This is a genomic window from Bombella mellum, assembly GCF_014048465.1.
Taxonomy (GTDB): domain Bacteria; phylum Pseudomonadota; class Alphaproteobacteria; order Acetobacterales; family Acetobacteraceae; genus Bombella; species Bombella mellum.
This window is the reverse complement of record NZ_PDLY01000001.1, coordinates 629,110-649,570: the sequence shown is the minus strand read 5'-3', so window position 1 is coordinate 649,570 and position 20,461 is coordinate 629,110. Positions and strand designations below refer to the sequence as shown.

The 20,461-nt window shown below is 54.9% G+C and carries 29 protein-coding genes; 15 read left to right on the top strand and 14 right to left on the bottom strand.

Annotated features, from left to right (window positions below; all coding sequences use genetic code 11):
• Positions 1 to 263 precede the first annotated feature (263 nt).
• Positions 264 to 686, top strand: coding sequence for a heme-degrading domain-containing protein (locus CPA56_RS02945; RefSeq protein WP_182040516.1), 423 nt, complete (start codon positions 264 to 266; stop codon positions 684 to 686).
• The gene (locus CPA56_RS02940) at positions 676 to 1,449 is read left to right on the top strand and encodes an SDR family oxidoreductase (RefSeq protein ID WP_182040515.1); all 774 of its coding nucleotides are present in this window, start codon (positions 676 to 678) and stop codon (positions 1,447 to 1,449) included. The genes CPA56_RS02945 and CPA56_RS02940 overlap by 11 nt, the downstream gene beginning before the upstream one ends.
• Positions 1,450 to 1,758: 309 nt before the next feature.
• Here the strand turns inward: CPA56_RS02940 and CPA56_RS02935 are convergent, their stop codons facing one another.
• The 13 genes from CPA56_RS02935 to CPA56_RS02875 all read right to left on the bottom strand — a co-directional run bounded on the left by CPA56_RS02935 (position 1,759) and on the right by CPA56_RS02875 (position 10,321).
• Positions 1,759 to 2,853, bottom strand: a complete 1,095-nt coding sequence (locus CPA56_RS02935) for a tyrosine-type recombinase/integrase (RefSeq protein ID WP_182040514.1) — start codon at positions 2,851 to 2,853, stop codon at positions 1,759 to 1,761.
• A gap of 181 nt (positions 2,854 to 3,034) precedes the next feature.
• Positions 3,035 to 3,223, bottom strand: a complete 189-nt coding sequence (locus tag CPA56_RS02930; protein ID WP_182040513.1) for a hypothetical protein — start codon at positions 3,221 to 3,223, stop codon at positions 3,035 to 3,037.
• A complete protein-coding gene (locus tag CPA56_RS02925; protein WP_182040512.1) occupies positions 3,216 to 3,821 on the bottom strand; it encodes a 3'-5' exonuclease in 606 nt (201 codons plus the stop codon). Before CPA56_RS02925 ends, CPA56_RS02930 begins: the two co-directional genes overlap by 8 nt.
• The gene (locus CPA56_RS02920; RefSeq protein WP_182040511.1) at positions 3,818 to 4,651 is read right to left on the bottom strand and encodes a recombinase RecT; all 834 of its coding nucleotides are present in this window, start codon (positions 4,649 to 4,651) and stop codon (positions 3,818 to 3,820) included. Before CPA56_RS02920 ends, CPA56_RS02925 begins: the two co-directional genes overlap by 4 nt.
• Positions 4,648 to 5,097 carry a hypothetical protein gene (locus CPA56_RS02915; protein WP_182040510.1) on the bottom strand — a complete coding sequence of 150 codons (450 nt, stop codon included), beginning with the start codon at positions 5,095 to 5,097 and terminating at the stop codon, positions 4,648 to 4,650. Before CPA56_RS02915 ends, CPA56_RS02920 begins: the two co-directional genes overlap by 4 nt.
• Positions 5,097 to 5,279 (bottom strand): hypothetical protein, encoded by a 183-nt coding sequence (locus CPA56_RS02910; protein ID WP_229707297.1) that lies wholly within the window; start codon positions 5,277 to 5,279, stop codon positions 5,097 to 5,099. Before CPA56_RS02910 ends, CPA56_RS02915 begins: the two co-directional genes overlap by 1 nt.
• A gap of 92 nt (positions 5,280 to 5,371) precedes the next feature.
• Positions 5,372 to 5,695, bottom strand: coding sequence for a hypothetical protein (locus CPA56_RS02905; RefSeq protein ID WP_182040508.1), 324 nt, complete (start codon positions 5,693 to 5,695; stop codon positions 5,372 to 5,374).
• The gene (locus tag CPA56_RS02900) at positions 5,692 to 6,258 is read right to left on the bottom strand and encodes a hypothetical protein (protein ID WP_195805077.1); all 567 of its coding nucleotides are present in this window, start codon (positions 6,256 to 6,258) and stop codon (positions 5,692 to 5,694) included. The genes CPA56_RS02905 and CPA56_RS02900 overlap by 4 nt, the downstream gene beginning before the upstream one ends.
• The gene (locus tag CPA56_RS02895; RefSeq protein ID WP_182040507.1) at positions 6,258 to 6,611 is read right to left on the bottom strand and encodes an ANIS5 family metal-binding protein; all 354 of its coding nucleotides are present in this window, start codon (positions 6,609 to 6,611) and stop codon (positions 6,258 to 6,260) included. Before CPA56_RS02895 ends, CPA56_RS02900 begins: the two co-directional genes overlap by 1 nt.
• A gap of 197 nt (positions 6,612 to 6,808) precedes the next feature.
• Positions 6,809 to 8,563: a DUF2326 domain-containing protein gene (locus tag CPA56_RS02890; RefSeq protein WP_182040506.1), complete on the bottom strand. Its 1,755-nt coding sequence runs from the start codon at positions 8,561 to 8,563 to the stop codon at positions 6,809 to 6,811.
• Complete coding sequence (locus tag CPA56_RS02885) at positions 8,560 to 8,811, bottom strand: ABC-three component system middle component 6 (RefSeq protein WP_229707294.1); 252 nt, start codon at positions 8,809 to 8,811, stop codon at positions 8,560 to 8,562. Before CPA56_RS02885 ends, CPA56_RS02890 begins: the two co-directional genes overlap by 4 nt.
• The gene (locus tag CPA56_RS02880) at positions 8,808 to 9,650 is read right to left on the bottom strand and encodes an ABC-three component system protein (RefSeq protein ID WP_182040505.1); all 843 of its coding nucleotides are present in this window, start codon (positions 9,648 to 9,650) and stop codon (positions 8,808 to 8,810) included. The genes CPA56_RS02885 and CPA56_RS02880 overlap by 4 nt, the downstream gene beginning before the upstream one ends.
• Positions 9,647 to 10,321, bottom strand: coding sequence for an XRE family transcriptional regulator (locus CPA56_RS02875; RefSeq protein WP_182040504.1), 675 nt, complete (start codon positions 10,319 to 10,321; stop codon positions 9,647 to 9,649). Before CPA56_RS02875 ends, CPA56_RS02880 begins: the two co-directional genes overlap by 4 nt.
• Before the next feature lie 83 nt (positions 10,322 to 10,404).
• On the opposite strand from CPA56_RS02875, the gene CPA56_RS09590 reads away from it, so the two are divergent.
• Genes CPA56_RS09590 through CPA56_RS02860 form a run of 3 tightly spaced genes read left to right on the top strand, consistent with a single transcriptional unit; the run spans position 10,405 to position 11,788 of the window.
• Complete coding sequence (locus CPA56_RS09590; RefSeq protein WP_182040503.1) at positions 10,405 to 10,617, top strand: Cro/CI family transcriptional regulator; 213 nt, start codon at positions 10,405 to 10,407, stop codon at positions 10,615 to 10,617.
• A complete protein-coding gene (locus tag CPA56_RS02865; protein ID WP_182040502.1) occupies positions 10,614 to 11,162 on the top strand; it encodes a hypothetical protein in 549 nt (182 codons plus the stop codon). The genes CPA56_RS09590 and CPA56_RS02865 overlap by 4 nt, the downstream gene beginning before the upstream one ends.
• A complete protein-coding gene (locus CPA56_RS02860) occupies positions 11,159 to 11,788 on the top strand; it encodes a hypothetical protein (RefSeq protein ID WP_182040501.1) in 630 nt (209 codons plus the stop codon). Before CPA56_RS02865 ends, CPA56_RS02860 begins: the two co-directional genes overlap by 4 nt.
• A gap of 129 nt (positions 11,789 to 11,917) precedes the next feature.
• Here the strand turns inward: CPA56_RS02860 and CPA56_RS02855 are convergent, their stop codons facing one another.
• Positions 11,918 to 12,169: a hypothetical protein gene (locus CPA56_RS02855; protein ID WP_182040500.1), complete on the bottom strand. Its 252-nt coding sequence runs from the start codon at positions 12,167 to 12,169 to the stop codon at positions 11,918 to 11,920.
• Between the two features lie 49 nt (positions 12,170 to 12,218).
• Between CPA56_RS02855 and CPA56_RS02850 the strand changes: the two genes are divergently transcribed.
• From CPA56_RS02850 to CPA56_RS02805, 10 genes are all read left to right on the top strand, one after another.
• Positions 12,219 to 12,905: a KilA-N domain-containing protein gene (locus tag CPA56_RS02850; RefSeq protein WP_182040499.1), complete on the top strand. Its 687-nt coding sequence runs from the start codon at positions 12,219 to 12,221 to the stop codon at positions 12,903 to 12,905.
• Positions 12,902 to 13,282, top strand: coding sequence for a hypothetical protein (locus tag CPA56_RS02845; protein WP_182040498.1), 381 nt, complete (start codon positions 12,902 to 12,904; stop codon positions 13,280 to 13,282). The genes CPA56_RS02850 and CPA56_RS02845 overlap by 4 nt, the downstream gene beginning before the upstream one ends.
• A 31-nt stretch (positions 13,283 to 13,313) precedes the next feature.
• A complete protein-coding gene (locus CPA56_RS02840) occupies positions 13,314 to 14,804 on the top strand; it encodes a DEAD/DEAH box helicase (RefSeq protein ID WP_182040497.1) in 1,491 nt (496 codons plus the stop codon).
• Positions 14,801 to 15,118 (top strand): VRR-NUC domain-containing protein, encoded by a 318-nt coding sequence (locus CPA56_RS02835; RefSeq protein ID WP_182040496.1) that lies wholly within the window; start codon positions 14,801 to 14,803, stop codon positions 15,116 to 15,118. Before CPA56_RS02840 ends, CPA56_RS02835 begins: the two co-directional genes overlap by 4 nt.
• Positions 15,118 to 15,966: a bifunctional DNA primase/polymerase gene (locus CPA56_RS02830; RefSeq protein ID WP_182040495.1), complete on the top strand. Its 849-nt coding sequence runs from the start codon at positions 15,118 to 15,120 to the stop codon at positions 15,964 to 15,966. The genes CPA56_RS02835 and CPA56_RS02830 overlap by 1 nt, the downstream gene beginning before the upstream one ends.
• Positions 15,963 to 17,222 (top strand): virulence-associated E family protein, encoded by a 1,260-nt coding sequence (locus CPA56_RS02825; RefSeq protein WP_182040494.1) that lies wholly within the window; start codon positions 15,963 to 15,965, stop codon positions 17,220 to 17,222. The genes CPA56_RS02830 and CPA56_RS02825 overlap by 4 nt, the downstream gene beginning before the upstream one ends.
• A gap of 706 nt (positions 17,223 to 17,928) precedes the next feature.
• Positions 17,929 to 18,267 carry a winged helix-turn-helix domain-containing protein gene (locus CPA56_RS02820; RefSeq protein WP_182040493.1) on the top strand — a complete coding sequence of 113 codons (339 nt, stop codon included), beginning with the start codon at positions 17,929 to 17,931 and terminating at the stop codon, positions 18,265 to 18,267.
• Entirely contained in the window at positions 18,264 to 18,719 is a 456-nt protein-coding gene (locus CPA56_RS02815) for a hypothetical protein (RefSeq protein ID WP_182040492.1), read from the top strand. The genes CPA56_RS02820 and CPA56_RS02815 overlap by 4 nt, the downstream gene beginning before the upstream one ends.
• Before the next feature lie 25 nt (positions 18,720 to 18,744).
• Positions 18,745 to 18,930, top strand: coding sequence for a hypothetical protein (locus CPA56_RS02810; protein ID WP_182040491.1), 186 nt, complete (start codon positions 18,745 to 18,747; stop codon positions 18,928 to 18,930).
• The gene (locus CPA56_RS02805; protein WP_182040490.1) at positions 18,920 to 20,422 is read left to right on the top strand and encodes a terminase; all 1,503 of its coding nucleotides are present in this window, start codon (positions 18,920 to 18,922) and stop codon (positions 20,420 to 20,422) included. Before CPA56_RS02810 ends, CPA56_RS02805 begins: the two co-directional genes overlap by 11 nt.
• Positions 20,423 to 20,461 lie beyond the last annotated feature (39 nt).

The following is a 20,461-nucleotide window of genomic DNA, read 5'->3' as shown; positions in this document are numbered from 1 at the left end:
AAATCATGAAGCGTCCTGAGCTGGGACGGCTCATCCTGAATATATGAGTCCGTCTTTCTTCAATTTACGGACATGACAGAAGCATCAAGACACGTGACATGAAAAATAGTTCAATACTCCAGAAAGTAACTCAAAATTATATTTTCAATCCTACCGTAAAAACGGAGCACCGTTTGTCACTCTTCCTTCGCAAAGGTCTTCAGGAGTGAAAACAGCCCACACACCACCTCATAAAGAGAAAGCATTACCTTATGAACGGGCAGATGATCTCATATCTGTGGGGGTTTCTCGAAAACCTCCTCAAAGAACACCAGGCCTCCTCATGTCTGGAGATTCTTGACTCTGTCGGGCAGCGTCGCCTGTTCCTGACCTGCGGCGACATCCTGCCCGTCAGCCTCAGTCTCAGCGGCCGCAAGGCGTATACCAGCTATGTCTTCCGGATGCCCAGTGACAGCGTTATTGCCGGTCTCTCCAATTTTGGGCACGTCTCGCTTCTGGACGCCCCCTACTGCTTCCTTCCCGGTGGTGACATCTACCAGCCGGGCAATAGCAGCACCCCTTCCCTTTTCATAGGGCTGTCAACCAACCGTCCTGATAAAGACAAAGTCTTTGTCAAGAATCTCGTCTCAGGGCTGTCTGATGTCAGCTCCGATTCAACAAAAGGATCATCCAGAAATGACAAATGAAGCGCGAAAAATTCTGGTCACGGGTGCGGGCAGTGGGCTCGGCCTGCGTTTCAGCATCGAACTGGCAAAGCGTGGCCATCATGTCATCGGGGCAGTTCATCTGCACAGCCAGATGAACTGCCTGGAAGAAGCCGCCAAGGAAGCAGAAGTGACCGTTTCCGTCATCAAGGCTGACATTACGGACCCCGTTGACCGTGCCTATCTGGCCCGGCACGACGTTGACATTCTCGTCAACAATGCCGGCATCGGTGAAGGCGGTGCCCTGGCCGACATGCCGATGCCTGTCCTGCGCCGTCAGTTCGAGGTCAACTATTTTGCAACAATGGAGGTCTCACACCCCTTCATCCGCCGCTTTGCGGAGAGGAAACGGGGGCGGATCGTCTTCATCAGCTCCATTGCTGGCGTCATCACAGGCCCCTTCACGGGTGCCTACTGTGCCTCCAAACATGCTCTGGAAACATCAGCCCGCAGCCTTCGCAATGAACTGCAAGACCTTGGTGTCTCCGTGGCCTGCATCAACCCTGGGCCTTACGAGACCGGCTTCAATGACCGGATGGTCGAAGCGCACAAGAACTGGTACTGCCCGGAAGAAAGCCTCGTTTCTCACGAAGGCCTTGAGTTCACCAAGCCTCAGATTGACCCCGACAAGGACATCTCCGAGATGGTGGACGTGATACTGGATGACCACTCCAAGGCCCGGAACGTCTCCCCCAAGGAGATCATCCCTGAAATCCGGAAAATGCAGGACAAGGAATGGGACTGACAACCCCATGATGGCCCGGTCTCTATCCCCGGCCTCGTGTCAGGATAGAGACCTCCTGCGAGAACGAGCGGAGAGGCAGCAGCTTTCCGCCCGTTCAGCATTCGACTTCCAACCGGTAGTTCTTCCCTCCGCAGCGAAGAACACTTCGTCACTGACAGCAAAACAACATTTTCATAGGAAAATCATGGTGGATGCGACAGGGATTGAACCTGTGACCCCTGCCGTGTGAAGGCAGGAGCCATAGCCTCATTTTCCTTCATTTTCTGCCGATTGTAGCAGAAGAGGAAATGAAAGTGCGTCAGTTTTGTGTCAGTCCGTTAATTCTGAGAAGTCACACTCCAGAAAGGCCCTGATCTCATCGCCGTACACGTCAGGCATGGTCTTGGCGTAACGGGTCACGACCGTGATGCTCTCCCATCCCCCTTCCTCTTTCAACCTCAACAGATCACGGTGCAGGCAATAATGCCATGTTGCCCATGTGTGGCGCAGGTCATGCGGTGTATGGTCAGGGACGAACTGCCTCCGTTCGATGGTCTGGCCTACAGGCACCCACACACGTTCATGCCCTGGCATACCTGCCCGGCGACAGGCCCCTGCCCATCCCTTCTTGAACTGGCCGCCACTGGTCCTTCCGTTGTCGCTGTATCCATCCGTAACCCTGCCATGATGGACAGGGCGGAACACACGCCCCTGCCTGTGAGACAGTGAATGCAGGGCGGTCATAACGACTGAGGGCAGTTTAACCCGCCTCTCTGTCCCCTGCTTCTGCCATAGGGTGGCACGTCGGCCTTTCAGGTCAACCTTGTTCCAGTCCAGTTCCAGAGCCTCAGACGCTCTGGCTCCTGTTCCAATGAGAAAGACCAGCAGGGGCTGAAGATGATCGTCTGCATTCCTGATGATGCCTCTGACCTCTTCAGGCAACAGGAAGACAGTCCGGGGTTTCTGCACCTTGGGCCGGTCAAAGGCCGGGCGGTCACACCAACGCCGGATGGCAGCAAACTCCAACACGGCCCGTAGCGGTGTCAAAACGCCCCGGATTTTTGTTGCTGGGCTGGCTCCCGTTCCATCCCTCAGAATTTTCCCATACGCTGCATCAAGCTGGGGCTGGGCAATATCAACAAGCCTCGTTTCCTTGAAATGCTCCAGAAGACGGGAAAGGTGGAACTTGGTTGTCTCTGATCTTTCCTCTGCCTCAAGATAGGCCGCCACAGCGTGGGAGAACGTGACTACTGACCGGGCACCATACACGCTTTCATGCCACGCCTGGCTTTCCCTCTTGGCCCGGTATTCCTCCGCCCGCTTTTTCCCAATAGTGCCTGTGCTCTCTCGTATGCGCTGTCCGTTGACCGTACCAACGATATACCAGAATGGCGAACCCGGGCGTTTGATGAGTTTGAGGGACATGACAGGCTCTACTTCAGTGCTTCGTATTGCTGTTCCGTGAAAATGTACTTGCTTCCCCACCTTCCATGGGTAGGCGTTCCCTCATATGAGGGAACCGTTTTCAGGTGATGAAGCAGACGTGTCCTGCCCACTGGAAGGCGTGCCAGAACGTCCTTCATGGTAAGAAGTTCAGGTATTGCCGTCATGCCATTCTCTCCTTCGCCCATTCGCCCAGTTCGGCCATGCCGAACAGAGGCCATAGCGTGACGCAGGCGGCTGCACTGACCAGGCCGGAGCGGTAGCCGTTGCTCGTTCGTACAAGGCTGGTGCGCCATAGGTAGCCCACACCTAGGTGAGACAGTGCCAGCAGGCAGATGATGAAATCAGTCATCCGTTGCCCCCTCACGCTTCAGAGCGAAGAAAACCTCCATGCAGGCCCGTGTATCGACCAGGGCATCATGAGCGTTCTCAAGCACCTGCCCGGTAAAATGGTGGTATGCCTCTTCCAGCTTGGGGTTTTTGTACTGGGTGAAGCCCGCCGCCTGCATGCGTGGTGTCGGCGGGATTTTGAGAATGTCCCGGCTCGCTTCCATCGTGCAGGTGACATTCAGATCAGGAATGGTATAGCCATACCGGGCCGCAGCAATCTTCAGCATCTTCATGTCATAGGCTGCATTATGCGCCACGAACCGCCGGCACACTCTGGTTCTGCCCATGAACCGACTGATCGCCCACCTCTGCGGTGTACCGAAATGCAATGAGAATTCAGTACTGATACCGTGAACCGCTGATGCCTGCTCCGGAATGACAAAATCTTCGCCCTCGCATATCCGGGCATCGAAAATCTCCGAATGCTGGCTGATGATTTTCCCTTCATCAGTTGCCTCAATCATCGCCAGCTGAACGATGCGGGGCTGGTGTGGGTCATCCAGCGGGACTCCCTTTACAGGGAAGCCCGTGGTTTCTGTGTCGAAGAACAGGATGGTCATTCCGGCATCTCCTGCATGGCGTCGCTCTGATGATCCGCATTCTGGAGACGGGTTCTGACCACCTCGACATTGTCTTCAACCATGTCAGCATGAGACGGCAGATGCCTGCGTATGGTTGTCATGCGCCGTTTATATCCCTCTCCATTTATGACCTCATTCAGCTCATCCAGAGTTTTGCACTGCTGGACTTTCTCAACTATCTGTCCGGCCAGACGTTTCGCTTTCTGTTCCTTGGTTTCTTCCGGTGCCTTTTCCCTGGGGCCTGTCTCTTCCTCAACGTCAATCACGTCCTCTGAGGTATGCCCGGCCGATGCATCGAATTCTTCCGGAGAATAGACGCCCAGCATGACTTCCGGCGCATGCCGTCTGGCCCAGACACGGGAGGAATGATAGGCCAGCATCTGGTCAGGTGTTTTGCTCCACCAGACATTTTCCGTGCGGGCAGCCTCCAGGGTCACTTCAACTGTACGGGGCTTCTTTTCTCCCCTGATCGTGCCGGAACAGATGACCGCCCGTTCCTCCCCCTCCCCAGTGAACTCATAATTCAGACGCCCTTCCAGCACGCCGCTGCTCTGGATGGCGGCAGATACCAGCTTGCCTTCAAAGCACAGCTTGCCCTTGACCACGCTGGTTGCCTGCGCCACGGCAAAGGGGCTCATCCGCCAGCGCATGGCCTGCTCGATGACCATGAGGCAGTCCCCGGGACTTCCCTGAAGGCACTGTGGAACCATCCTGGCAGAAGCCATTGCCTTAGCCAGCTCGAAGGCCTCCCCCATCCCGTTGATGGTCAGGCTGCTTCCATGTCCGGTTGTCGCAATCTCGTTGCTCATTTCGTCTTCCCCTTGATCGTGACTGTCGGCTCTCCCTCGACAAGCCGTGCGCCGGCCAGTTCTGCCCTTACCTTCAGGGCCTGTCCCAGCAGGCGAGTATCGACCTTGTCGGGCTGGGGCTTGAACAGCTCCGGAGCAGCCTCTCTCAGGGCCTTTTCATCCGTGACCACGGCACGGGTGGAACCCTTGCGGATGCTGGCCATGTATGGGCCGGCATCCACCTGAAACTCGCCATCCTCCAGCATCCGGCTGACAATGGCCTGTCTGATCTCCTGCCGGGTCGCCCTGGCGATGGCTTCGATATGCGCCATGACCTCATGAATCTGCACGGCCACAGGAAGGAGGTCATTGGCCGCCCTAGCGGACAGAAGCAGCGGAACGTACTGATCGAACTCCCGTTTCAGAAGCGCATGCCTCTGATTGATGATCCCGAGCACGTCAGCCATCACAGTGCCCCCATCTCTATCAGGCGGCGCATCGCCACACAGGCGTTATGCTCAAGGGCGGCAACCGTGGCACAGAAGCTGCACTTTTCAAGCTCATCCGCCTCAGCCAGGCTGCTCCTGACCTCCGCCTTGAGACCGGCAATCTCCTCGGCCCTCATCTTCTGATACTCTGCTCTTTCCATGATCCCCGGAGGGAAAATGGACGCACTTCTCCTGCCTGCGTTTTCCAGCATCTCAAAAAATCCTCAGCGTATTTGGTGATTATCTGCGGGTGTTACGCCGCTTCACTCTTGCGAGTGCAGTCGTGATGATTACGGACAGCGTCTTCACGCAGGTCATGTGCCGTCATGCCCGCCTCGTCTTCGTAGAGAATGGTACTCAGCTGCCCCCGCAACTTGTCGAGAGCGTCGAAAGCGATCCATGTCTCATCCTCCGCCCGCTCGTTGAGAGTGTCATTCTTTTCCAGAATGTCAGCCGTGCGGCTTATCAGGGCCAGAAGGGTGAGTGACGACGGATGACGGTCTCCCTCGACACGTTCCAGAAGTCCGTTGTCTGTCGGGCGTTTCTGGCGTGCGATCTGGTCGGAGATCGTGCTCATTCGAATTCTCCCACAGCCACATCGCCATGCCCGTGAACCTTGGAACAGCTGTAAACCTTGGCAGAGCCGTACACCTCGGCATAACCGAACACCTCGGCAGAGTGGTACACCTCGGCGTCACCGAACACCTTGGCACAGTCGTACACCTTGGCAGAGCCGTACACCTTGGCAGAGTGGTGCACCTCGGCAGAGCCGTACACCTCGGCAGAGTGGTACACCTCGGCGTCACCGAACACCTCGGCAGAGCCGTACACCTCGGCAAAGCCGTACACCTTGGCACAACCGTACACCTCGGCAGAGCCGTACACCTTGGCACAACCGTACACCTCGGCAGAGCCGTGCACCTTGGCACAGTCGTACACCTCGGCAGAGCCGTACACACGGGCATTCTGTCCTACCCACGCATTCCCATCGTGGGTTAAATTTTTTTCGGTCTCGATGAATCCGCCCAACTCGCCGCCATAGACCCCGGCAAACGGGATCGGGGCCAGTGCACGGATACGGTACAGGGTGCGCCCATCACACTCGATCGTCTCATCCGTCAGTTCGTATTTTTTGATCATCACCCGACCCTCCGTGCCGTAATCATGCTCGGCCCCGGCCCGATCTCGACGTGTCGGACACGCTCAGCCTGGGCGGGCGGGTAGTCCTGCTCGCTGCGAACAGAAAGCCCGGCCAGAGCCTCAGACAGTTGCGCCGTGTTGAAAGGCCCGATCACCGGGAAAGACGCCTCCGTGATCGGCTCGTTGCGCTCATATGGGTAGGTCAGGCCGTCGATCAGATTGCCGATGGCCAGCATAGCGTTCGTCAGCTCGTTCCGCTCGGCCAGTGTCAGGCCCGTTCCGTTAGAGACAATCTCCAGCTCGTCATGGGCCGCCTTCAGGCGGGACAGGGCTGCGTTCCTGTTATTTTCCACCTCATCACCTCCGTGTTTGTGTGGTGTGAGGCGAATGTAATTTATTCTTACATTAAAGGCAAGAGGTATGTAATTAAAAGTTTCATATATTGTAAGATACTGAAAGCAGAGCTATAATCCACCAGAAATCATACAAAAAACCGCCCCGGAGGGCGGCTAAGGCGAATCAAACAGGAAGCAGCCAATACATTGACCAATCAGTATCGAAAGCCCAAAAGACTCCCAGCATCATTCCTATCGCTCAATGTCATTCGTACCAGCGATTCATAATCGAACTCTTGCGACAAATCATTAACCGGAACAGAATCAATATTCATCGTGCAGATATACTGAAAATCATATCGCCTAGACACCTTCTCAACCAGCTCCAAAGCACGAGCCCGTTGTCGGGGATCCACGCCATCAAATATCGTGCTATCGTGGATAAGAAAATCAATTCCACGCCCCACTATTCTAGAAAAACAGATAAGCGTAAGATCGTAACAAAATACCTGCATCTTACTAATACCTTCGCTCGAACCCCCTTCTATTTTTACCTGAAATCTATACCCTGTCTTTTTCTCCTGATCGACATCAATAATCAAACTGCCAGGTTTTTCGTAAAGAGCTTTTGAAAAATCTGCAAACATATCCAACGCCTGAGACCACAAGCTTTCTCTCTCCTCATAATCCTGCCGAATAGCCTTGATAGCTTTATCTAACTCTAATTTTACATCATTTACCCGTTCATCAAATATTTTTTTACAATTCATTGTCTGAAGAATATTATCTCGCCTCTGCACTAACGAAGAGTATTCGTTCTGCAATACTATAAATTCATCAAGAGCCCGCTTTTCTTTTAAAGTTGATAAATACCTTGCACGCTCATTCACCAACTCTTCCAATTTTCTATCTTTCTTCTCAACCCCTCTCCTCAATCTATCCATTTCACCTTTGAGAAAATACTTCCTGTCCCTAATCATGTTAATATGAAATTCTTTAGCCTGTTCAAGAGTACTTACTACATTATGCGGAAGAATAACTTTAGCCTCTTCAAAAAGTCGTATAAGCTTTCCATTATCTACTTCATCGGGCTCTGTCGTTGAAGCTTCGTAATTCATCAATTTCATTTTGTCTGAATATATCTCGTCACGTAATCTACTTACCTCTACCGTTAAAGTATTTGCTTTTTTTTCTATCTCTCTGTATTCAGGCATGATCTCAAATTTACTTAGGTCATCCTCCATGTCATCACATTGACGAACAAGCTTACGATATTCTGCATGGAGTGCTCCAGGTGTCATCTGGTCTACATTTATAGGGATGGACCTGATGTGTTTCTTTAAAACATCAAGATCTTTTTTTTCATCTTTGATTTCATAAAGACGACGTATTTTCGTCCAATCCAAACCAAGCAGAAAGGCATTATTGACCTGGGACAGGCAAGCGTTCTGACGTGGCACAGGTTTAAAAGGATCATTGTAAGCATCAGGACCTGTGCGGACAAAAAATCCAAGAAGTGCTCGTGCGGAAGGATGATTCTTCCCTTCCATATCTTCGTTGGATAAGCCAAAAAATGCACTCCCCAGAAAATCGCACCAATCCTTTACAGGGATACCAGAAGCATTTTCTTGGGCTACAGGCAATGGACAAGAAAGTTTTTCTGTCTCACCGGATACAGAAACAAACTTACCATCATCCATAGATCGATTGACCAGCAATCTTCCCCCGGCCAGAGTAATATCAAGCGTAAATGACCATCCTTCTAGTGCAGCACTGTTGAGGTTTTTTTTTCTCTTCCAGTCACTTCCCAAACAAAAATCTATTATATCCAACAAAAGAGTTTTACCAATACCATTCGTTGTATCTTTCTTTCTTGATACTTTTGTTCGTTCTGCCAGAATCAGGTTGACACCTTCTTTCACCTCAAATTCATGGAAACCTGCTTTATTTGCATAAACACCATGTATCATGATTTTTTCTTTTCAATCAGACCATTGTTCATTTCGACCGCTCCCATGATGTAAAGCAAATCCGTGGCCAGTATAAAACGTTCAAACAACAAACCCTCATAACGCTGTCCTGTCTCTTCCCACAACTGGGAAACAGTCATAGGCTTTGTCAGGCATTCCAATACAGCAGCACTAACGCTTATTAATGCCCGAGGCACAGGGACATATTTTGTTGGAAGGATCATTCCCGATTTTGTTGAAAGGATCATCTTCGCTCAAAAATATCACAGGCCTCAAACAGATACGCCAGAACAGCCTGAGCAGCATATTGTTTGCCACACTCATCAAGAAAAGGTCTCTTTACATAACCACACATCCCTTCGAACAAATCATGCCCCCTCTTTCCCCTAAGAAAAAGAGCATAATAATGTTCTCGAAATCCTGCTTTCAGCATTGCTGGAAAATCTGAATCCATCTGCGCCCGCTCTTCGATAAACCTTTTTACAAGGTATGCTCTCTGCAACGCATTTTCAATCATATCGTGATCACATTCAGTAAGATGATTCAATTCTATCTTTTCAGACAATCTAATTTTATCAAACTCATTCTGAGTATCGTCAGTCATTGCTGTCTTGCGGGAGTTAATAATGTACTCCGTAACAGCCTCAAGCTCAGGAAAGCCAACACAAGAATAGCAGGCATTGTCGACACGACGCTCATGATCCTCCTTCATTTTGCGCAGATTCTCTGCTGAATATTTATCAGGATTAATTTTATCAATTTCCTCATGATGTTTTGAACAAAGATAAATAAGATTTTTAATAGAATTCCTATCTTCTTCCGTCATAGTACGGTCATAACGAGGACCACCTTCTGATAAGGCGCAAATATGAGCTGCCTGCCCTCTACTTCTAAAATTGTCATGAGAAACAAACTTTTCACTACATCCCGGAAAGGCACACTCATTTCCAGACCGAAAAGCCAATGCCCTAAGCGTAGCAGGAGTTGCTTCCTGACGTCTCCTCGTGGGCTTTTTATCTTGGTTCCCCCGTTTATTAGCCAACTCTCTCATCTCCTCAAAACCTGACTTGCTAACAACTTCTCTCACTTCCACACCCACTTCCCCACAACCCGGCCCTGTATCATCACGTCTGCCACGGGCTGGTCATACGGGGAATAATCAGGGTTCTTGCTGATGATGCGGAGAACATCCTGCTCAGGGGATGAACCTGGGATGATCTGGACCATCTTCACCACCAGACCGTAGCGATTGTGGATGATGTAGGCCCCATCATGCGAAACGGTCCGGTCCCCCACATCCACAAGGACTTTCTCCCCCGGAAGATAATCCGGGATCATGGACTCACCTGCTACCGTGACGATGGCCAGATTGTTGAGCGAGGTGGCCCGGACGCCTGCCAGCGCACTTCTGGGCAGTGTCCATATCTTGGAGGTATCCTGCAAATCAGGCACCTCCAGCCCTGCGCCAGCCGCAGCCTGCACATCATACTCAGGTATCCGCACCAGTCCGTAAGTGCCGTCTAGCTGGCTCTGTTTCGGGGTGGCCATATGGGAAGCTGAGGGGGCGGGGGCCGCATCAGAAAGATATTTCCTTACACTGTCGATTACGGAGGATTTGGGGCGGTTTTTCCCACTCCTCCACTGGCTGACAGCCTGCGAAGATATGCCGAACTGTGCGGCAAGCTGCTGATTTGTCAGCTTTGCTTCGCTCATGGCCCGGACCAGAAAAGAGGAAAACGGTTCATCCGTGTAAGACATTCTTTCATCCTATCTCAAAAAAATAACCGCTTCACCGTAATTATAAATTGCGCTTTCTGTAATTATTTCTTACATTACATTTCATGAGCACCAAACAGATAAAGGAGATCGTGAGGAAAGGAGGCGGCCCTGCACTCGTGGCACGCCATCTTGGCATCACCCCACAGGCCGTTTGTCAGTGGAAACGTGTGCCACTCTCCCGGATTCATGATGTCTCCCGCCTAACCAAAACTCCAGTTTCCGCACTGTTGAAACTGGCAACCCGTAAACCCCCCACCCAGAGGAGCGCACCATGAGCGAGAACGAGAAAGCGCACGATGAGGTGCGTATCAAACCATCCATCGAAAGCCTGCGGCTGGCGATTGAGGCAGGGAAAGGACAGACGTGGGCAGCGGAAAGAATCATCGCCTCCGCTGCCCTGTTTGATGCCTATTTATTCGGAAGCCTCAGCATCTTTATCAGCCTTGATGATTGTACGTCTGATTTCAACCGGGCCAATGGCCTCATCAACGGCCTTGGCGGCCGTCTTGAAATCATCAAGAACATCCTCCCGATCAACAGTGCCGCCAAATCGCTGCCGGTCAGTTTCAAGCAAAGCCTCGAACAGCCTGCAAATGAGACCTTCTCTGGTCATTCCACTCATGGTTCCACTCCTACAGTTGATGGGCAGCACCCTGCGGACTCGTACTCCGCCGGACGCATGGGGAGCCTAGCACGCCCCCTCTCCGGCCTGTCTATTGATGAACTTCAGCAAATCACATCCCGGACCATCAAGCCGTGGTTCAAAGAACGTGCTGAAGCAGAACTTGCGCTCCGGCAGGGTGAAGTAGGCGCATCATGAGAGACGTTTACCTTTCCGATCCATTTGAACGAGTTGCTGCCTATGCAATCCGTCAAGGGGTGCTCCTCACTCGTAATGGAGGTCAACTTCATACCCGGCCCCTTGGAGCCAGCGAGAATAAGTTGCTGTCTCGTAAGCTAGACGAGCAAAAGAGGCAGTTCCTTGCTCAGGTAGGTTCTGTAATTGAAGCATATGCTGTGGAAGAAGCTCCACTTTTACAATCGCTTCCAAAGGAACTCCATGATGCTGTGAAGAGATGCATATCTTTATCTCTGTCACATCTTGAGTGCCATCTGCGTGATCTTTCGTTCTGCGACGTGCGGACAGAAATTTTACATATGTGGCTCGTTGAGCTGTCATCTTCATTTCCTTCCACTACTGAACAGCACCCTGCGGACTCACACTCCACTGGGCGCACAGGGAGCGTAGCAGTCTCCACTGAGCAGCAGGCAGAGCTGGAAGAGCAGGACAGCCATGACTGGATGGAGACGTCCGTCATCCCATTCATCAAACGGCTCTCTGATGCTGACCTTGCGGCCATCAATGCCGGTGTGATCCCGACACCGCTCATGAAGCTGATGGGCCGGGTTGCCTACAACGAAATCGAACGCCGGAGGGAAGCGTGATGAAACGTGAAAACGGAACCCTGCGGGCCGCACGGCTGGCCTGCATGGACATGGATGAAGGCCTGCCCCGCAATCAGGTCTTTGACCGTTTCCTGCAATATCATGCCTGGATCGTGCGGGGCACGGGCTTCATTTCTGCTGAAGACGCCCGACGAGCCAGCCGTGCCATTCGGCTTCGGTCATGGTTGGCAGGTCATCAAAGAAGGCTTGTACGCTCAGGCGTATGGCATCTGGGCCGCATCCTGTTCTCGTGGTTCGCTGCATCACCTCGTCCGGAATGGCCGTGCAGTCGTACTGCGTGTCCACGAGGCGCACATCCAGCGTCACCAGAAACATCGGGCCGACACGCTCGCTCTTCATGTCTGCGATGTGGAACTCCATCAGCCTCACTCCCTGCCGAAACAGCCACCCTGCCAAAAGGACATGCACGATGACCGCCACCACTCTTACCATCATCTCCACGGCCATCAAGCAGGATGCCGAGGGCCGCTTCTGCCTGAATGACTGCCACCGGGCTTCTGGGGGAGATCCCAGCAAAAAACCATCAGAGTGGGCAAGAAATGTCCAAACCAATGAATTGGTGGCAGAAATCAGCCAAAGTGGGAATTCCCGCTTTGCTCCGTTGGAGACAAACCGTGGCGGAAACTCTCCAGGCACCTATGCCTGCCGTGAGCTTGTCTATGCCTACGCCATGTGGATCAGCCCGTCCTTTCATCTGAAGGTCATCCGGGCCTTTGATGCACTGGTGCGGGGCAATGTTCTGGCTCCGGCAGGTCGTGCCGTCCCCAGGCCACGCAGGCCCTCTCTGGCAGCCACATTCCAGACCGGCATGAAGCTGGCCAAGACGGCCGGGCTTGAGGGAGGCCATGCACAGAAGGCTGCCGCCCGCTACTGCGAAAAACTGGGGCTGGAGAACCCGCTGGAACTGATGGGCATGGCACCGGACCGGGACAGCATGGGCGTATCCTTTGCAGATGTCATCCTCTGGTTCTTCCAGGGGATGGGCAATGATGACATCCAGTATTTCGCCCAGAACGAGGTGCCAACCGCCTATCGTTCCCTCGCCCGTGATGAGTGCAAGCGGCGTGGTTTCCCCGTTGGAAGGGGGCGCAGATGACCAGACGGATCAGCTGGACCAACGCACTGCGCAGCCAGCTCATCCGCCTGAAGCAGGCTGGTCTCACGCATCATGAGGCCGCCGCCCGGATGGGACTGACCTTCTGCCAGATATGCTGGGGATGGAAGCTGTGCCGTGAGAATGCGCCAGCCCGCAAGGCCGTCAAGGTGGATGCCGCATTCATCCGTAAAGTATCCACCCTCCGCAACCGTGGCCTGTACCGGCATGAGATCGCTGGAAAGCTGGGTGTCCCGCTCTCACGCATAGACGCCGCCATATCATTGGGGCGTGAGCGGGGAATGGACATGGAAGTCAATGCCCGCATTTACAGCGAGAGACAGCAGAAGCACGGAATGCGCTCAAGAACACTTGTGTAATACGGCCTCTCATTACTGAGCTTTAAATAAAATGATCACATTACGAGACTATCAGGAACGCCTGATCGAACAGGCGCAGGGGGCGTTTGCGTCCAACATCCGGCGGGTTCTCATCCAGCTGCCTACTGGCGGTGGCAAGGGGCGCATCCTGCCACGGCTGGCCAGACTGCGGGCCGAGACCGGGCGGCGTGTCCTCATCGTGGCCCATCGGGCGGAGCTGATCGACCAGATCAGTGCGGCCCTGGATGATGAGGGCCTTATGTATGGCCGTATCCAGCCCGGACATCCCCGCATGGACTTCCCGGTTCAGGTCGGCATGGTGCAGACCGTCTCACGGCGGCTGAAAACGCTGCGGGACTTTGATGACATCATGGTCGATGAGGCCCACCACATGCCGGCCGGCCAGTACACGTCCATGCTCAGGGCGTGGCCTGACGCTGCCCTCACCGGCCTGACCGCAACGCCCATCCGCACCGATGGGGCCGGGCTTGGTGACTATTTCGACCAGATGTTCTGCGGCCCGACCACGGATGAGCTGATACGGCGTGGCTATCTGGCCGGGTTCGACTACTACATGCCCTCCCGCCAGCTGGACCTTTCTGGCGTGGGCAAAAGCATGGGGGACTATCAGCGGGATGCCGCCATGCGGGCCATGACAAAGGCCCGCATCGTGGGGGATGCCGTGGCGCATTACCGGCAATATCTCAACGGACGCCCCGCCATCGTGTTCTGCATGGGCGTGAAGCACACCCACGAGGTTGCGGCGATGTTCTGCGAGGCGGGCATCAAGGCGGCTGGCGTGGATGGCAGGATGGAGATGTCCCTGCGCCGGGAGAGGCTGGCTGGGCTGGCCTCTGGTGACCTGCAGGTCGTCACGGCGGCGGACGTCATCAGTGAAGGCGTGGACATTCCTGCCGTGGCGGGGGCCATCCTGCTGCGCCCCACGGTTTCCACCAGCCTGTATCTCCAGCAGGTCGGGCGGGCACTGCGGCTGAAACCGGACGGCAGCCGGGCCATCATTCTGGACCATGTGGGGAATGCCCAGCGTCATGGCATCCCGACCGATCCCCGCCTCTGGTCGCTGGATGCAGAGCAGCAGAACGGCAAGTCCCAGAATGTCGTGACCTGCAGGCTGTGCCATCGGGTCTTTCATGAAGGCACGGCCCGGAAGATTGCCGGTGCCGAGTGCCGCCGCTCCCCCTGCGCCATCCTGAAGCCTGAACCCAAGGTGACGGAAGAGAAGTCGCCGGACGTTGTGAAGGGAACACTGGAAGCCGTGGAGGACCGCTGGGCATGGGCCAAGGGCATCGACCCGTATCTCGCCCAGGGGCCCGAGCTGACAGCCCTGCTTGCCCATGCCGGGGCAGACAAGGAACGGCTGGAGATGGTCGCCCGTGCCCGTGGCTACAAGGCAGCCTGGGTGCGGCACCGCCTCCGTGCCGCTGGAGCCGACATTCCCATGAACCGCTGGGAGAAACAGCAGGCCGCCAAGCAAACCGCACAACAGGAAGCGCAGGCATGAGGCAGAACCCCGAAACCATCATCATGAACGACATCCTTGTCGCCGTTACCGCCCTGCCCTGCGCCTTCTTTGAACGGTGCAACACGGGAGCCGCCAGAGGATCCAATGGCCGGCTCATCCGGTTCGGAACACCCGGCTCACCGGACATCCGGGGGACCTACCGGGGCCGGTCAATCGCCATTGAGGTGAAAACAGCACGGGGACGGCTGAGCAAGGAACAGGAACGCTGGCGGGATTCATTCGTGGAGGCAGGTGGCCTCTACATCGTGGGGCGGGATGTTCCGGGTGTCATGAAGGAACTGGAAGGGCTGTAATGACCATTCCACCAGACATAGAGAACGTGGCCCTGCTGGGCTGGCATGTGTATCCGATGAACAACCGCACAAAGGCAGGGTGCTTCAAAGGGGCCCACCGAGCAGCGAGCTGCGATCTGGACATCATAGAACGCTGGTGTCGTGACTATCCCGGCTGCAACTGGCGTGTGGTGATGGGGCCTTCCCGGCTCTTTGCGCTGGATGTGGACCGGGCCGGGCAGACCCATAGGGCAGACGGCTTTGCGGCACTCGGGAAGCTGGTGGAGAAGCATGGCCCCCTGCCCCGCCGCCCCATGACACGCACCGGCGGTTCTGGTGGTGCGGTGCTGTTCTTCCGGCACAATGGAGAAGAGCTGCGGGGCGCATCAGGCTGCCCGGCTCCGGGGCTGGACCCGCACCGCAACGGACAGGCCATCGTCATCCCTCCATCACGCCATCCGGTGACAGGCGGGGCTTACACATGGCGCAAGGGGTGTGCCCCCTGGGAGGTTGCGCCGCCCCCCATCCCAGACTGGCTGGCCCACATGCTGAGGCCCCCGCCAGAGCCTGAGCGGGATTACCGCAGGAACCCGTTCTACGTCACGAATGACCGGGCCTTTCAGGTGCTGATGAAGGCCGTCCACGAGGTCGAGACGGCACCGTCTGGCGGCAGCAATGATACGCTGAACAAACAGTCATATCGCATAGGCCGCTGGTGTGGTGCTGGCGTGCTGGACCCATCAGAGGCCCGTGAGAGCCTGCTGGTGGCGGCACGGGCACGTGGCATCCCCTTCCGGGAGGCCAGAGACACGATACGCTCCGGGCTTCGGGGCGGCATGAGAAACCCACACAGGGAGCGCACGGCATGAGCAATGTGACAAAAATTCCGGAGCAGCAGGGTATGAAATGGCAGGCCGACCTGACCCGCACTGATAAGGGGCTGCCTCATGCAAACGTGCACAATGCCATGGTGTTTCTGAGCAACCTCCCAGAAGTGTCTGGTGTCCTGCGGCTGAATGAGTTCACCTGTGCCACCATGACGACAAGGGAGCCTCCGCCCCTGATTTCGGATGGTCCTACTCTTTCTGGCCCCTACCCCCGTCTGGCCAGCGAAGCTGATTACACCTCCGTACAGGCTTTTCTCCAGCGGCGTGTCGGAGTGAATTTCACCTTTCCGGTCATATCACAGGCGATCAACACGATGGCGGCGTCACAGACCGTTCACCCTGTCCGTGAATGGCTTTCTGGTCTGTCATGGGATCTCGAACCACGGCTGCGAGGGTGGCTCTCAACAGTCTTTGGCTGTCCTGACGACAAATACCATGCGGATGTCGGCATGAAGTTTCTCGTAGCCGCTGTCTCACGGATATACCGGCCCGGCTGCAAGTTCGACCATGTCCCGGTTTTCAAAGGTCCGCAGGGCATCGGGAAGTCAACCGCCCTGCGGGTCCTGTTCTCGGATGAGTGGTTCAAGGAGGACCTGCACAAGGACCTCGGCAGCAAGGACGCCGCCAGCGGGCTGGTAGGTGCCTGGGGTGTCGAGCTGGGCGAGCTGCAGAGCATGATGAAATCCTCCATTGAGGACACGAAGGCCTTCCTCTCCCGGCAGGTGGACAAGTACCGCCCGGCCTACGGACGGCTGGAGGTGGTGCGTGAGCGGCAATGTGTCTTCGCCGGAACGACCAACTCGGACGGCTATCTGACGGACAGCACGGGCAACCGGAGGTTCTGGCCGGTGGACTGTGAGAAGGCCGACGTGCAGTGGCTACGGGACAACCGTGAACAGCTCTGGGCGGAAGCGGTACATTATTTCAGGCAGGGCAAGACGGAGCTGTATCTGGACGATGATGCCGTCCGCCAGATGGCCGAGCGCAAGCAGGCTGACAATATGGTCGTCGATGCTTGGGAAGAGCCGATCAGGGACTGGCTGGAGCGGCGGGGTTCGCTTGTTGACGAAGGTGTGACCATCCATGAGGTTCTCGCTCATGGTATCGGTGTGACCAACGAACGCATGACGTTTGCCCAGCAGCGTCGGGCGGGAGACGTACTACGTGCTTTGGGACTTGAGAAAAAGGATAAAAGACTGAGGGGGAAGAAGGAAAAAAGGTGGTTCAAGAAGGAATGAATGGGCGCACAGCCGCCCATTTTTTTTACCCGTTGTGTCTCCCATGTCCGCCCATTGTGTCTCCCATGTCTCCCATAAATTTTCCGCAGTTTTCTGCCTGTGTCTCCCATGTCTCCCATTAATTCATAAGAAATGGCATGAAATTTCTTATCATGGGATACCTATGCTCTCTTATGGGTAAAGTTCTCAAAATATGGGAGACATGAGAGACATGGCAGTTTCCCGCCGTTTTTACGGGAGACAGGACGGGCGACATATGGGAGACAGACGGGCGACATGAAACTCCCCCATGTTCACGGAGAAACAGTCACTCATACACTGACATAATAAATGAGATTAACTGCCGAAGCAGCCACGCAAAATAGTATATAAAAAGCATCGATAATTGCAGAAAATGTTGTATTTTTCGGTTGTATATTCATACACTTCGACAATGTTATAGAAATCAAAGATATCTCAATAATAAATATTATTATGTCATAACCAATATGATTCGGACCCTTCGAGTGGTTTAACATGAAAAATATATCAAATATTACCTTAATAAGAAAAATTATATTTATGATTGCCCATACACGAACAATGGTAACGTAATTGAACCTCATGACAAATCTCCGAAATAAGATTCCCTGCGTATCTCTAATTATAAGGCTTCTGTCCCTTCTCCTACCCCATTATTTTGAGGCGTGGCTTTATGGAGGAAACAATGCCACGCCTGACATTCGGACAGATGCAGCTTGACAGTGAGACGCAGATACTGAGCACTCCAAGGGGTTCAGTCCGTCTGGCGAGGAACGACTTTCTTGTCATGCAGGCAATCATGCGTCGGAACGGGCGTCTGGCCTCGGTCTCTGAGATTGCTGAAGAAGTCTGGCAATATCCCCGCAATGAGCCTGAGTTTTCCAACGTCGCCGTGCGCCGCAGCATCAAGAAGCTGCGGGGCTTCATGGAGCTGACCGTAGGATCCCAATGTGCAATCCGATGCGAGCGGGACTGTGGCTATCATCTGGTGAACAGGCAAGTGGTCATGGAGGATGTGGCGTGAGCCGTACTGATGACAGGATGAACAGGTCAACGCGCGTATTTCTGGATACTCTGGCAAAATGTGGCAACATCTCCATGGCGGCCAAGGCGGCTGACCTGTCACGCCCTGGCCTGTACGCTCGCCGTGAGCGTGATGAACAGTTCGCCCGTGAGTGGGATGAGGCAATGGACAAGGCCATCGACACGCTGGAGGCAGAGGCATGGCGGCGTGCACGGGATGGCGTGCCGGAGTTCGTCACGACCGGGAAAGGGCTGGTGCTGGACAAGGAAGGTCGGCCCGTTACACAGAACCGCTATTCTGATACGCTGCTCATCACCCTGCTCAAGGCTCATCGTCCTGAGCGTTTCCGTGACCGCTCCAGCGTTGATATGAACGTCACGGGAAATCTGGCAGAGCTGATTGACGCTGGGCGTAAAAGGGTTCAGGGGCGTTCTAATGATGAAGAACAATAAAAATCAGATAGTAAAGGCATAATCTATGAAATATAAAACAGAAAAATTTGTATGCACCTGCTTCATCATTTTACTGATAATTTTATGCGTGACGCATATCAAAAAAGCAGCCTTTTTTATAGGTGGCATGGTTCTGTTTATTGCGGCATTTGCTGGACCTATTTGGGCTTTAAAATTATTGACCGACTGGCTATCCACACGTGAAAAGTGACATACAGGCCCAGCTTGCCGAGGCCGTGGCATCATACGCCCTGGACCCGGAAGGTTTCGTGCTGTTCGCCTTCCCGTGGGGGCAGGCTGGGACTGATCTGGCTGATGCTGACGGTCCACGGGCATGGCAGCGGGACATTCTGCGCTCCATCGGGGAGAAAATGCGGGCCGGATACGAGCCGGGGGCCGTGCTGATGCCTGCCCTACAGGCCGTGGCGTCCGGCCACGGGATCGGAAAATCAGCCTTAGTCTCCATGCTCACCGCATGGGCACTCTGCACATGCCCTGATACCAAGGCGGTCATCACGGCCAATACCGAACCACAGCTGCGGACAAAAACATTCCCCGAGATCTCAAAATGGTTTCGGCTTCTCATCTGCTCGCACTGGTTCAGGGTACATGGCATGAGCATCCACAGCACCATGCCGGGCCACTCCAAGACGTGGCGGGCGGATGCCGTGACGTGGTCCGAGACGAACCTTGAGGCATTCGCCGGGCTGCACAATGTGGGGCGGCGCATCCTCCTGATCTTTGATGAGGCCAGCGGCATCATAGACCGTGTCTGGGAGGTCGCAGAGGGTGCCCTGACCGATGAGGGTACCGAGATCATCTGGTGTGCGTTCGGGAACCCCACGCAGCCGAGCGGCCGCTTCTTCGAGTGCTTCAACCGTCAGCGGGATCGCTGGTCCGGCAGGCAGGTGGACAGCCGGACTGTGGACGGCACCAACAAGGCCCTGTTCGAGCAATGGGCGGAGACCTACGGGGAGGACAGCGACTTCATGCGGGTCCGTGTGAAAGGGCAGTTTCCACGGGCAGGCTCCATGCAGTTCATCGGCACGGACACGGTGGCAGAGGCAGCCCGGCGTGAGGTGTCCGCCATCATCACCGATGCGCTGGTCATGGGCGTGGACGTAGCCCGATACGGGGACGACCAGAGCGTGATATTCTTCCGCAAGGGGCGTGATGCCCGCATTATACCCCCCATCTGCCTGCGGAAGGTGGACACGATGCAGCTGGCCGCCCGTGTGGCTGATGAGGCCCAGCGGTACGGGGCTGATGCGGTGTTCATTGATGGCGGTGGTGTCGGGGCTGGCGTGGTGGACAGGTGCCGCCAGCTGCATGTCAGAGGCCTGATGGAAGTACAGTTCGGGGCCAAGGCGGACCGGGCCAACTACGACACCAATGCTGAACGTTACGCCAACAAGCGGGCCGAGATGTGGGGCACCATGAGGACATGGCTCCAGACAGGCGGAATACCGGACGACCAGACGCTTCTGACTGACCTCTCAGGCCCGTGGTACTTCTTCAATCCCCGCAACGAGATCGTTCTGGAACGCAAGGAAGACATGAAGAAGCGTGGTCTTGCCTCGCCTGACATGGCCGATGCGCTGGCCCTCACTTTTGCCTATCCTGTGCTGAAGAGCCATCAGGCTGGAGGACCTTGGGGAGGACGTCCGCAGCAGATGCAGGATTATGATCCTTGGGCAGCGTGAAAAGCGTGAAAGACACACCAGAATTACAAACGCCCTGCA